The 12,303-nt window shown below is 69.2% G+C and carries 10 protein-coding genes; 6 read left to right on the plus strand and 4 right to left on the minus strand.

Annotation, left to right across the window (positions count from 1 at the left end):
• Positions 1–146 precede the first annotated feature (146 nt).
• The 4 genes from yidC to rpmH form a co-directional block, all read right to left on the minus strand.
• A complete protein-coding gene (gene yidC / locus FHS13_RS18310) occupies positions 147–1,082 on the minus strand; it encodes a membrane protein insertase YidC (RefSeq protein WP_184293156.1) in 936 nt (311 codons plus the stop codon).
• Positions 1,083–1,110: 28 nt separating this feature from the next.
• The gene (yidD, locus tag FHS13_RS18315) at positions 1,111–1,428 is read right to left on the minus strand and encodes a membrane protein insertion efficiency factor YidD (RefSeq protein ID WP_184293157.1); all 318 of its coding nucleotides are present in this window, start codon (positions 1,426–1,428) and stop codon (positions 1,111–1,113) included.
• Complete coding sequence (gene rnpA, locus FHS13_RS18320) at positions 1,425–1,940, minus strand: ribonuclease P protein component (protein WP_184293158.1); 516 nt, start codon at positions 1,938–1,940, stop codon at positions 1,425–1,427. Before rnpA ends, yidD begins: the two co-directional genes overlap by 4 nt.
• A gap of 86 nt (positions 1,941–2,026) precedes the next feature.
• On the minus strand, positions 2,027–2,170 hold the full coding sequence (gene rpmH, locus FHS13_RS18325; RefSeq protein WP_013155858.1) for a 50S ribosomal protein L34: 144 nt from the start codon (positions 2,168–2,170) through the stop codon (positions 2,027–2,029).
• Positions 2,171–2,977: 807 nt separating this feature from the next.
• Here rpmH and dnaA point away from each other — a divergent pair.
• From dnaA to gyrB, 6 genes are all read left to right on the plus strand, one after another.
• Entirely contained in the window at positions 2,978–4,822 is a 1,845-nt protein-coding gene (gene dnaA, locus FHS13_RS18330; RefSeq protein WP_420221699.1) for a chromosomal replication initiator protein DnaA, read from the plus strand.
• A 1,169-nt stretch (positions 4,823–5,991) separates the two neighbouring features.
• Positions 5,992–7,131 (plus strand): DNA polymerase III subunit beta, encoded by a 1,140-nt coding sequence (dnaN, locus tag FHS13_RS18335; protein WP_184293160.1) that lies wholly within the window; start codon positions 5,992–5,994, stop codon positions 7,129–7,131.
• A gap of 52 nt (positions 7,132–7,183) precedes the next feature.
• Positions 7,184–8,086, plus strand: a complete 903-nt coding sequence (gene gnd / locus FHS13_RS18340) for a phosphogluconate dehydrogenase (NAD(+)-dependent, decarboxylating) (RefSeq protein WP_184293208.1) — start codon at positions 7,184–7,186, stop codon at positions 8,084–8,086.
• A 106-nt stretch (positions 8,087–8,192) separates the two neighbouring features.
• Positions 8,193–9,326: a DNA replication/repair protein RecF gene (gene recF / locus FHS13_RS18345; RefSeq protein WP_184293161.1), complete on the plus strand. Its 1,134-nt coding sequence runs from the start codon at positions 8,193–8,195 to the stop codon at positions 9,324–9,326.
• A 97-nt stretch (positions 9,327–9,423) separates the two neighbouring features.
• Positions 9,424–9,864 (plus strand): DciA family protein, encoded by a 441-nt coding sequence (locus tag FHS13_RS18350; RefSeq protein WP_343065077.1) that lies wholly within the window; start codon positions 9,424–9,426, stop codon positions 9,862–9,864.
• Between the two features lie 450 nt (positions 9,865–10,314).
• Positions 10,315–12,249 carry a DNA topoisomerase (ATP-hydrolyzing) subunit B gene (gene gyrB, locus FHS13_RS18355; RefSeq protein WP_184293163.1) on the plus strand — a complete coding sequence of 645 codons (1,935 nt, stop codon included), beginning with the start codon at positions 10,315–10,317 and terminating at the stop codon, positions 12,247–12,249.
• The last annotated feature ends 54 nt before the right edge of the window (positions 12,250–12,303 follow it).

Below are 12,303 nucleotides of genomic sequence, written 5' to 3' on the forward strand. Positions count from 1 at the left end.
GCCACAGCGATCCCGTCTCCTCATTCTCACGCATCGGTACGCCACGGAGGCGTCTGCACACTCGGACGCCGAACCCGAGGCCTCGGTTGCCGACGCAGGCACCCGTCCCAGGCCGTGTCCCACCGAAATGGTCCAAAGAACAGGGCCTAACGGGATCCGCCACCGGAACGCTTGGAGCGGGGCTGCTTCTTCGGCTGCTTGCGTTCGATCTTAGGCTGTTCCACCGGCTTCGGCGCGGATTCCGCTTCCTTCTTCTTGCGGCCGAGCATGCCCTTGGCGGGGGCGACGGCAGAGGCGCCCTTCGCCTCCTCACCGGGGACCGGCTGGTTGCGGTAGAGGAAGTGCTGCTGCCCCATCGTCCAGACGTTGGAGGTGACCCAGTAGACGAGCACACCCACCGGCATCATGAGACCGAAGAGCCCGAAGAGGGGCGCCATGTACATCATGATCTTCTGGGTCTGCATCATCGGGTTGTCAGGCATCTGCGCGGTGCTGCGCTTCATGCTCTGGCGCATGGTGAGGAACGTCGTCGTACCCATGACCACGCAGGAGAGCGCGATGACGACCTTGGCCATGATCGGGTTGCTCGCACCCAGGGCCAGCAGCTCCTCCGTGGAGCTGTTGAAGTGGGCCGCGATCGGCGCCTCGAAGATCAGGGCCTGACCGGCGCTCTCCACCAGCTCCTCGGTGAAGCCGTAGTCGACCTTGCCCTCGGCGACACTGCGCAGCACGTTGAACAGCGCGAAGAAGACCGGCATCTGCAGGAGCAGCGGGAGGCAGCCCATCAGCGGGTTGGTGCCGCTCTCCTGATAGAGCTTCATCGACTCCTGCTGGAGCCGCTGCTTGTCGTGCTTGTAGCGCTCCTGGAGCTTGCGGAGCTTGGGTTGGATCTCCTGCATCTTGCGCTGGGTGTTCATCTGCTTGACGAACAGCGGCACTAGCAGGAGGCGCATGATGACGGTGAGCAGCACGATGGACAGGCCCCACGCCCACCCGCTGTCGGGGTCCAGGCCGACGAAGGCCAGACCTGCGTGGATCTGGACCAAGATCCAGCCGACGATGTTGTAAAGCCAGTCCAGCACCGGCCAACTCCTATGTACTTCGGTTCAGCTACTGGTCCCCGGTAGCGGTACCGGGGTGCCCGGCTCCGCCCGCAGACTCCTCGGACTCCTGGTTCCTCCGGCCGCGCCTGGGTGGCGGGACCGGGTCGAGGCCACCCCTGGTGAAGGGGTGGCAGCGGGCGATGCGCCGGATGCCCAGCCACAGCCCGTACAGGGCTCCGTGCACGCGCAGGGCCTCGACGGCGTATGCGCTGCAGGAGGGATAGAAACGGCAGACAGGCGGAAGGAGCGGGCTGATGAAGCGCTGGTAGCCCCGAATGGGGAGGATGAGCGCGCGTGCGAACACCGTCGGTCTCTGCTCGGTCATCGGTCCGTCCGCCGTTCCCCGTCCCCGCTCGGGGGACGGTCGCCTGTCGCCTGGGTCTGTGCCGGACCCGGCGGCCGTGTGTCGCCGCGGCCGCGCCGGCGGCGCGAGCCCCCTCGGGGCCGCATCGCCGCGGTGATCGCACTGTCCAGCTGTGCGGCCAGGTCCTCGTACCGTGCGACGGCCGCGGAGGGTTTGGCACGCACCACAAGAAGGCTACCGTCCGGCAGAGAGGCCAGTCTGGGGCGCATCAGGTGACGGAGCCGACGCTGGACGCCCTTGCGCACCACCGCGCCACCGACCGCCTTGCTCACGACAAAACCGACGCGGGGCGCGTCGGCGGTGCCGCCCTCAGAGAACGAGTGGGGGTCCTTTCCGGTTCCCCCGCTCCCCTGATCCCCCGAGGGCGGGGGCAGATAGACGACACCCAGGTCGTCCCGGGACGCGCGCTGCCCCGAGCGCATGACGGAGCCGAACTCGGTGCTGTGGCGCATCCGGTTCCTCGGCGACAGCATCAGGCCTCCCCGTGGCGTGCCTTCCCACGACAAAGGGACCGGCCGGCAGAGGCCGGACCGGTCCCGAAGTTTGGGCTGCGCGTGGCCTAGTGGCTCACGGTCAGCGCAGCGCGCCCCTTGCGACGACGCGAGGCGATGATGGCGCGTCCGGCTCGCGTACGCATGCGCAGCCGGAAGCCGTGGACCTTCGCGCGACGCCGGTTGTTCGGCTGGTACGTACGCTTGCTCACTGCTGGCTCCAGGGGCGTGTCAGGAAAATACTGAAGACCCCCAGGATACGTGGGGCCTTGTGGTGCGTGGGCCGCGGCCGCGTCACCGCTCGGAGGCGGACGCAGGCAGATCAACGGCTGAGCATAAAAAAGATACGGCCTGCTCGTGACGCGGTCAAATCAGGCCGGGGCGAGCCCTCCGGGAGAAAGTGCGGGGGCCGTGGGGAGCGGGGCTCTTCCCCCGCGCCCGCGGGAACCGCAGAGCCTGCCCACGCGGGAGTACCGGGAGGATCCTGTGGACACACGTTGTCCACAGGCGTGTGAGACTTCCCCAGCCCGGGGGTCCTGTGGATAACCTCAGCCTGTGGATAACTCACCCCTTTCCCCGCCACGCCGCCGACGCGACGCCCGACCAACCAGGTTCCACATGCCCTGACGTGCGTTTTGTGGATAACTCTGCGCTGTGCACAGAGACCTGTCATCCTGTGGAAAACCCTGTGGACAACCTGTGGACAACCGACGGGAGCTGTGGATACCGGCCAGTAGGCAAAGATGGGGCCGAGTTCGGACCAGTGAGGTTGTCCACAGCCTGTCGGTCATCTTCACAACGGACAAATCTCCCTCACCTGCCCCGGTACCTCCCTGAGGAGAGGACAATGGGAAGCTGCCCGCCGCCGCCCCGGCCGGAGGGGCGGGGACACCGCGTCCGACCGCACGGAACGTGTGCGCCCCCTCCTTCCCGTGCCCGTACCCGCACCGAACAGACCCGCATCGAAGGGACAGCAACCATGGCAGGTCACCTTGGCTGACGCACAGGTCAACCTCGCAGTGGTCTGGTCCAGCGTGCTGGACGGGATCGACAACGACTCCCTCCCGCCGCACCAGCGCGCCTGGCTGCCCCAGACCCGTCCCCTGGGCCTGATCGAGGACACGGCTCTGATCGCCGCGCCCAACGAGTTCACCAAGAAGGTGCTGGAGACACGCCTCTACCCGGCGATCAGCAAGGCCCTCTCCGCCCACCTGGGAAGGGACATCAGGTTGGCGGTCACGGTCGACCCGACCGCGGTTCCCACGCCGCCGCCCCCGCCCTCGGTCGCCACCTCCTACGCGCCCAGGGAGAGCACCCGGCCCGGTCCCGAGGATGTCCCGAGCCCCTCCCCCGAGCCGTACCGCCCCGCGTCCGGAGAACCGCACGCCCTTCCCCGGTCCGGCGCCGAGGCCTTTCCGCACGCCGAGGCCGGGGCCGACCTGCTCGAGCCCGGACCGCTCGGGAGCTCCTCGGCCCCGTCCGCGCCTCCGGAGTTCACCCAGGACGAGCTCGGGGCCGCGGACCCGGGGCCCTGGTCCGCGTCCCGCGGTACGCAGCCCCCTCCCCTCTGGGAGCAGCCGTCCGCCCTGACCAAGCCGGAGGACCCCTCCTGGCAGCAGCCGACCTGGGCCGGGGACGACGCCGCCTGGGGCCGGCAGGAGCGCTGGGAGGCCCCTCCGCAGGCCGCCGCGGGCACACCGGAGGCACAGGGCGCTCCCGAGGCCGACACCGCCAGGGGGACCGGTGGAACCGCGGACGAGACGCCGGCCTTCTCCCCCGCTCCCGTCGACGCGCCCCCGGGACGCTCCCAGGAGACCCCTCCGGGTGAGCACGCCCGGCTGAACCCGAAGTACACCTTCGACACCTTCGTCATCGGCTCCAGCAACCGTTTCGCGCACGCGGCGTCGGTGGCCGCAGCGGAGGCGCCGGCCAAGGCCTACAACCCGCTGTTCATCCACGGCGGCTCCGGTCTGGGCAAGACCCATCTGCTGCACGCCATCGGGCACTACACGCACCGGCTCTACGAGGGGGCCCGGGTGCGCTACGTCAGCTCCGAGGAGTTCACCAACGAGTTCATCAACTCGATCCGGGACGGCAAGGCGGACGGGTTCCGCCGCCGCTACCGGGACATCGACGTCCTCCTGGTGGACGACATCCAGTTCCTGGAGAACAAGGAGCAGACACAGGAGGAGTTCTTCCACACCTTCAACACGCTCCACAACTCCGACAAGCAGATCGTCATCTCCAGCGACCGCCCGCCCAAGCAGCTGACGACGCTGGAGGACCGGATGCGCAGCCGCTTCGAGTGGGGACTGCTCACCGACGTCCAGCCGCCCGAGCTGGAGACCCGGATCGCCATCCTGAGGAAGAAGGCCGCCCAGGAGGGCCTGGCCGCACCGCCCGAGGTGCTGGAGTTCATCGCCAGCAAGATCTCCACCAACATCCGGGAGCTGGAGGGCGCGCTGATCCGTGTCACCGCGTTCGCGAGCCTCAACCGGCAGTCGGTCGACCTCGACCTCACCGGCCAGGTGCTGCGCGACCTCGTGCCCAGCAGCGAGGTGCCGGAGATCACGGCGGGGTCGATCATGTCCCAGACGGCCGCCTACTTCGGCCTGACCGTCGAGGATCTGTGCGGGACCTCCCGGTCCCGGGTGCTGGTGACCGCCCGGCAGATCGCCATGTACCTGTGCCGGGAGCTGACGGACCTCTCCCTCCCCAAGATCGGCCAGCAGTTCGGCCGCGACCACACGACCGTCATGCACGCCGACCGCAAGGTCCGCGCGCTGATGGCCGAGCGCCGGTCGATCTACAACCAGGTGCACGAGCTCACGAGCCGGATCAAGGACCAGCCGTCCCTGGCCTGAGCATCCCGACCGATGCGGAGGGGAGGACCGTCGGCGGTCCTTCCCTTCTTCGTTCCTCCCTCACCGCCCCAAGCCCTGTTGTGTGGATGCTCTCGCCGTATCGGCGGAGCCGATCCTCCGGCGAGGGCATCCACACAACAGGGCCCAGCCCACGATGCGGAGGTGCCTGTGGACCTTCCCGACGTTGTCCACAGGGAGTTATCCACAGGCCGGCGCCGCCCACAGGAAGTTATCCACAGGCTTGTGCCCAGCTTCGCCCTGCTTCGCGGCAGAGGCCCGTAGCGTCACAGGAAGGCCACTCACGTGCCCCGACGGCCTTGGATGTCCGCTTTTCCGGGGGCACGAAGCACTGTTGCACTGCCCACATCCCCAGGCCAGGACAACCGCGGCTCCTCGCAGCCGCCCTGCGCCTGTGGACAACAGGACGGCGGGACACTTTGTCATGGTTCGTGTGGTGTGGGAGCGGCCCAGAAAAAAATTTTTGGCCTTCCCCGGCCAAGTTATCCACAGGAGGCCCCTCAAATCTGTGGACAACCCTGTGGACAACCTGTGGAAAACCGCGCCGAGCCTGTGGGTAACCCGGGGTCTGTCTGTGGACAGCGAAGACGGTCATCCCATGACCTGGTCAGCGGCTCCTGTGGACAACCTGGGGAAAACCTGTGGACAAGCCTGTGGACGAGATGTGGAAAACCTGGGGACGGTCTCGTTCGTCCACAGGAAGCCCGAGTTACCCACAGGGCCGTCCACAGGGCCTGTGGACAAAAATCCGTGGGGTGACCTGCGGAAACAAGGGTTATCCACATTATCCACAGGCCCTACTACTACTGCGCACCTTCATAAGCCCAAATGTGGCTTCGAAACAGCGACGCGGAAAATCTGTGGACAACCGGCCGGGACGGACGTGAACCGAGGCTCCCGGCGAGCTGTCAGCGGCAGCGGAGGAATCCGGGTAACGTGGGGTCTCGCTCTTGTCCTCCGCCGCCCGGTCCGGGCGGCCGTCCCCACGGACCGGAGTCGGCTCCGGGGGCGGTGGGACACTACTCGCGGATGCGGACACTCCCGTCCACAACCTGTTGACAGAGCCTTCACAGCCCCCACCAGACATCCAGCAGCTGCACATGTTGAGGCTTCGGTCGGGCACCCCGACCTGGCGGAAAGTGAGTCGGAAAGTGAAGTTCCGGGTCGAACGCGACGTACTGGCCGACGCAGTCGCCTGGACCGCGCGCACACTCCCGACGCGCCCCTCGGTCCCGGTGCTCGTCGGCATCCTGCTGGAGGCCGGCGAGTTCGACGGCCGCCAGCAGCTGCGCCTGTCCGGCTTCGACTACGAGGTCTCCACCCAGGCCGTCGTCGACGTCGACGTCGAGGAGGCCGGCACCGTCCTGGTCACCGGCAAACTGCTCTCCGAGATCACCCGCAACCTGCCGCCGCAGACCGTGGAGATCGCCACCGACGGCACCAAGGTCGTGGTCACCGGCGGCAGTGCCAAGTTCACCCTCACCACCATGCCGGTGGAGGACTACCCCACGCTCCCGGAGATGCCCGGTGTGAGCGGGACCGTCGGCAGCGACGCCTTCGCCGCGGCGGTGAGCCAGGTGGCCGTGGCCGCCGGGCGCGACGACACCCTTCCCATGCTCACCGGCGTGCGCGTCGAGATCGAGGGCGAGAAGATCACGCTCGCCTCCACCGACCGCTACCGGCTGGCCGTGCGGGAGCTCAGCTGGAAGCCCGCCGACCCCGGTCTGTCCGCCGTCGCGCTGGTGCCCGCCAAGACCCTGCACGACACCGCCAAGTCGCTCACCTCCGGTGCCGAGGTCTCCATCGCCCTCTCCAGCAGCGGCTCCGGCGAGGGCATGATCGGCTTCGAGGGCGGCGGACGCCGCACCACCACCCGTCTGCTCGACGGCGAGTTCCCCAAGTACCGCGCCCTGCTGCCGGACACCTTCAACTCCGTCGCCGAGGTCAGCCGCTCCGAGTTCATCGAGGCGGTCAAGCGCGTCTCGCTGGTCGCCGAGCGCAACACGCCGCTGCGCCTGTCCTTCACCTCCGGACAGCTGGTCCTCGAGGCGGGCACCGGCGAGGAGGCCCAGGCGGTCGAGGCACTGGAGGCGGAGCTGGAGGGCGACGACATCCAGATCGCCTTCAACTCGGGTTTCCTGCTGGACGGCCTGGGCGCCATCGGCACCGACGTCGCCCGGATGAACTTCACGACCTCCACCAGGCCCTCCATCCTGACCGGCAAGCCCGCCGCCGAGGGGGCGGACCCCGAGTACCGCTACCTGATCATGCCGGTGCGTCAGCCCAGCTGATCCGGGTAGCGGTTCCGAAGAATCCACAGGTGGCGTGAAGGGGAGCACAGAGATGCAGCTCGGAATGGTCGGCCTCGGCAGGATGGGCGGCAACATGGCCGCTCGGCTTCGTGAGAAGGGGATCGAGGTCGTCGGCTACGACGTGGCCTCCAAGGAGCGCGACGTCGACACCCTGGCCGAGCTGGTGGGGCGTCTGGAAGCACCGCGGGTCGTCTGGGTCATGGTCCCCTCGGGTGACCCCACGGAGGACACCGTGGCGGAGCTGGGCCGCCTCCTCGAGGAGGGTGACACCGTCATCGACGGCGGGAACACCCACTACGTCGACGACCACGCCCGCTCCGTGCACCTGGCGGAGAAGGGCATCACCTACATCGACGCCGGCGTCAGCGGCGGCGTCTGGGGCCGCCAGAACGGCTACGGCATCATGGTGGGCGGTCCCGCCGAGCACGTCGAACGGATCCGGCCGGTTCTCGAGGCCCTCACCCCCGACAGCGGCGGCTACGTGCACGCCGGCCCCGTGGGGGCGGGGCACTTCGCCAAGATGGTCCACAACGGCATCGAGTACGGCATGATGCAGGCCTTCGCCGAGGGCTACGAGCTCATGGCCGCCTCCGGCCTCGTGGACGACATCCCGGGCACGTTCGAGAGCTGGCGCGAGGGCACCGTGGTCCGCTCCTGGCTGCTGGACCTGCTCACCCGGGCCCTGGAGCAGGACCCCGACCTGTCGGAGCTGCGCGGCTACGCCGAGGACTCCGGCGAGGGGCGCTGGACCGTCCAGACCGCCGTGGACCTGGCCGTGCCCGCCCCCGCGATCACCGCGGCGCTCTACGCCCGCTTCGCCTCGCGCCAGGACGACAGCCCGGCGATGAAGGTCATCGCGGCCCTGCGCAACCAGTTCGGCGGGCACGCGGTCACCCGCGTCGCCCACCGCCCCGAAGAGGCCTTCCGGGACTGACCGGCACCGGCCCGGGGACGTCCGCCGCGAGCGGCGTTCCCGGGCCCTTTGCGTCCTCTCCCTCCCCCTTCCCTCACCTCCCGTCTTGCTCCAGGAAGAAGGCCGGATGTACGTGTCCCATCTGCAACTGGCCGATTTCCGCTCCTACGCCGAGGCGCTGGTGGAACTCCGGCCCGGTGTGAGCGTGTTCCTCGGTTCCAACGGGCAGGGCAAGACCAACCTGGTCGAGGCCGTCGGCTACGTCGCCTCGCTCGGCAGCCACCGGGTCTCGTCCGACACTCCCCTGGTGCGGCAGGGGGCGCCCCGCGGAATCGTGCGTGCCAAGGTGGTGCGCGACGAGCGGTCCATGCTGGTGGAGCTGGAGCTCAACCCCGGCCGGGCCAACCGGGCGCGGATCAACCGGGCTCCCGCGGGCCGGCCCCGCGACGTCCTGGGGATCCTGCGCACCGTGCTGTTCGCCCCCGAGGACCTCGCCCTGGTCAAGGGCGACCCCGGCGACCGGCGCCGCTTCCTCGACGACCTGCTCGTGGCCCGGTCGCCGCGGATGGCCGGGGTGCGCTCCGACTACGACCGGGTGCTCAAGCAGCGCAACGCCCTGCTGAAGTCGGCCTCGGGCCGCATGTTCCGGCAGCGCTCCGCCCCCGACCTCGGCACGCTGGAGGTGTGGGACGCCCACCTGGCCGAGAAGGGCGCCGAGCTTCTCGCGGCCCGTCTGGACCTCGTGGCGGAACTGACGCCGCTGATCGCGGAGGCGTACGCGGGACTGACCGACTCCGGAGGGCCCGCGGTGCCCGAGTACCGCAGCGGGGCGGCCCCCGAGGGCGGTTCCCTCCCCCGCGACCGGATCCAGCTCGTGGAGGTCCTGCGCACGGCCATGGCGGAGGCGCGCGAGCGCGAGCTCCAGCGCGGGGTCAGCCTGGTGGGGCCGCACCGGGACGAGCTCCACCTGAGCCTCGGCGGCCTTCCCGCCAAGGGATACGCCAGCCAGGGGGAGTCCTGGTCCTACGCGCTGTCGCTCAAGTTGGCCGCGTTCGAACTGCTGCGAGCCGACGGCGACGACCCGGTGCTGATCCTGGACGACGTCTTCGCCGAGCTGGACGGCGAGCGGCGGAGGCGCCTCGCCGCCCGGGTGCGCGATGCCGAGCAGGTACTGGTGACCGCGGCCGTGCCCGAGGACGTCCCCGCCGAGCTGGACGGTGCCCGCTTCGAGGTGAGAGAGGGAGTGGTCGAGGGTGGGTGAGGGTTATCCACAGCCTGTGGACCGCGGTGCGGTCGGCCGGAGTCTTCCACAGCCTGTGAACGGCCACCCGGTTGCCTCCGGGCCCTCGGGCGCGCCGGTGCCGTCCGCCGCCCCGGCGGCCTCCGGCGCCGACCTCGCCCGCCAGGCGCTCGCACGTGCCCGCGCCGAGGCGCGCAACCGCGGTGCGGTCCCGCGCGGAACCGGTCCCCGCCGCCGTGGCCGGATGCGGTCACGCAACGAGCCGCAGATGTTCGGGGAGGCGGTCCGGACGTGGCTGATCGAGCACGGATGGCAGGAGCAGGTGGCCATCGGCGGCGTCTTCGGACGCTGGTCCGACATCGTGGGCGAGGTCATCGGCCGGCGCCTGCGCCCGGAGAGCTACGCGGAGGGCGAACTCGTCGTGGTGGCGGAGTCCCCGACGATGGCCGCCCAGGCGCGGACGATGACCCGGGACCTGATGCGGCGCCTCAACGCCGAACTGGGCGAGGGCACGGTCGTCTCCATCAAGGTCAAGGGGCCCGGGAACCGCCGCCGCTGACGGGCGCCTTCTTCTCCACAGGCTGTGGACAGGCGCAGGTGGGAGGGGTTCCGCGGGCCCGCCCTCCTCTCGGGAGCAGGGGTGCCGGATCCCCGGTGGCGGACGCGATCGATCCCGGGAGCCCGTCCAAGGCATCTGAAGTGCGCGGGAACTTGTCGGGAGGCCTGCCCGCGTGTGGGGAGTCGTCTCCCGCCCCGAACGTTCGTTGTGATGCGCCACAGCGCCGACGATGCCACTTTGTCACACCGCGCGGGGTATCATGGACAAGGTTCTTCAGACGCCTGTAGCCGGTGCCGGGCCCCCAGGACGGGATGGGTGTACGCCGCGTGCGACGGACGGCGATTTCCCAGGTGTCGCGGGGTGCGGTTCTTCCTGATCGCGCCGCCGTGGACCGGCCGTCGCCAGCCCGGCCCAGGCCGGCAGGCGTTCCCAGCAGGAGGGTGTACCCACTTGGCCTACAACGCTCAATCAATCACGGTTCTGGAGGGGCTTGAGGCAGTCCGCAAGCGCCCCGGGATGTACATCGGTTCCACCGGGGAGCGGGGCCTGCACCACCTGGTCTACGAGGTGGTCGACAACTCGGTCGACGAGGCCTTGGCGGGATACGCCGACGCCATCGAGGTGACCCTGCTGGCCGACGGCGGCGTGCGGGTGGCCGACAACGGCCGCGGCATCCCCATCGACCTGCACCCCGTGGAGAAGCGGCCGGCCGTCGAGGTCGTGCTCACCACGCTGCACGCGGGCGGCAAGTTCGACAGCAAGTCCTATGCCGTCTCCGGCGGTCTGCACGGCGTCGGCGTCTCCGTCGTCAACGCGCTGTCCACCGCCATGGACGTGGAGGTGCGCCGCGACGGGCACGTCTGGCGCCAGCACTACGAGATGACCGTGCCCGGGGAGCTGACCAAGGGCGAGGAGACCGAGGAGACCGGTACCCAGCTCACCTTCTGGCCCGACGGCGACGTCTTCGAGACGACGGCGTTCTCCTACGAGACGCTGTCGCGCCGGATGCAGGAGATGGCCTTCCTCAACAAGGGCCTGTCCATCACGATCCGCGACGAGCGCCCCGAGTACACCGACGGCGGCCCGGCGGTCGACACCTTCCACTACGAGGAGGGCCTGTCCGACTTCGTCCGGCACATCAACGCCAAGAAGGACCCGTCACACGCCTCCATCATCTCCTTCGAGGAGGACGGCGAGGGGATCTCCGCTGAGATCGCCATGCAGTGGAACCAGTCCTACACCTCGTCCGTGCACACCTTCGCCAACACCATCAACACGACGGAGGGCGGCACCCACGAGGAGGGTTTCCGCTCCGCGCTGACCACCCTGGTCAACCGGTACGCCCGCGACCAGAAGCTGCTGCGGGAGAAGGACGACAACCTCACCGGTGACGACATCCGCGAGGGTCTCACCGCGATCATCTCGGTCAAGCTCGCCGACCCGCAGTTCGAGGGCCAGACCAAGACCAAGCTCGGCAACACCGAGGCCAAGTCCTTCGTCCAGAAGGTCACCAACGAACACCTGCGCGACTGGTTCGAGCGCAACCCCGGCGAGGCCAAGGACATCGTCTCCAAGGCCAGCCAGGCCGCCCGCGCCCGTATCGCGGCCCGCCAGGCCCGCGATCTCACGCGGCGCAAGACCCTCCTCGAGTCCACCTCCCTCCCCGGCAAGCTGTCCGACTGCCAGTCGACGGTGCCGGAGGAGTGCGAGCTCTACATCGTGGAGGGCGACTCGGCCGGCGGTTCGGCCAAGGGCGGCCGCAACCCGCACAACCAGGCCATCCTGCCCATCCGAGGCAAGATCCTGAACGTGGAGAAGGCACGGGTCGACCGCATCCTCAAGAACGCCGAGGTGCAGGCGATCATCACCGCCCTGGGCACCGGCATCCACGAGGACTTCGACGCCGACAAGCTGCGGTACCACAAGATCGTCCTCATGGCCGACGCCGACGTCGACGGTCAGCACATCCGCACGCTGCTGCTCACTCTGCTGTTCCGCTTCATGAAGCCGCTGGTGGAGGCCGGGAACGTCTACCTCGCCCAGCCGCCGCTCTACAAGATCAAGTGGGACCAGCGCGGTATCGACGCCGACTACGTCTTCTCCGACGCGGAGCGCGACCGGGTCATCGAGGCCGGTGTCGCCGCGGGCAAGAAGGACCCGCGCCCGCGCGACCTCGTGCAGCGCTTCAAGGGCCTGGGTGAGATGAACGCCAACGAGCTCTGGGAGACCACGATGGACCCCGAGCACCGCGTCCTGCTCCAGGTCAGCCTGGACGACGCCGCGCAGGCCGACGAGATGTTCAGCGTGCTGATGGGCGAGGACGTCGAGTCCCGGCGCTCCTTCATCCAGCGCAACGCCAAGGACGTCCGCTTCCTGGACATCTGACCCCTCCCCGCCCGGGCCCGGCCCGGGCGCCCACGCTCAACGAAGCTTCGTAGA

Source organism: Nocardiopsis algeriensis (genome assembly GCF_014203695.1).
Lineage (GTDB): Bacteria > Actinomycetota > Actinomycetes > Streptosporangiales > Streptosporangiaceae > Nocardiopsis > Nocardiopsis algeriensis.

Coding starts and splice junctions, on each gene's coding strand:
- recF (WP_184293161.1), top strand. CDS start 8,193: ATGTACGTGTCCCATCTGCAACTGGCCGATTTCCGCTCCTACGCCGAG.
- gnd (WP_184293208.1), top strand. CDS start 7,184: ATGCAGCTCGGAATGGTCGGCCTCGGCAGGATGGGCGGCAACATGGCC.
- rnpA (WP_184293158.1), bottom strand. CDS start 1,940: ATGCTGTCGCCGAGGAACCGGATGCGCCACAGCACCGAGTTCGGCTCC.
- yidD (WP_184293157.1), bottom strand. CDS start 1,428: ATGACCGAGCAGAGACCGACGGTGTTCGCACGCGCGCTCATCCTCCCC.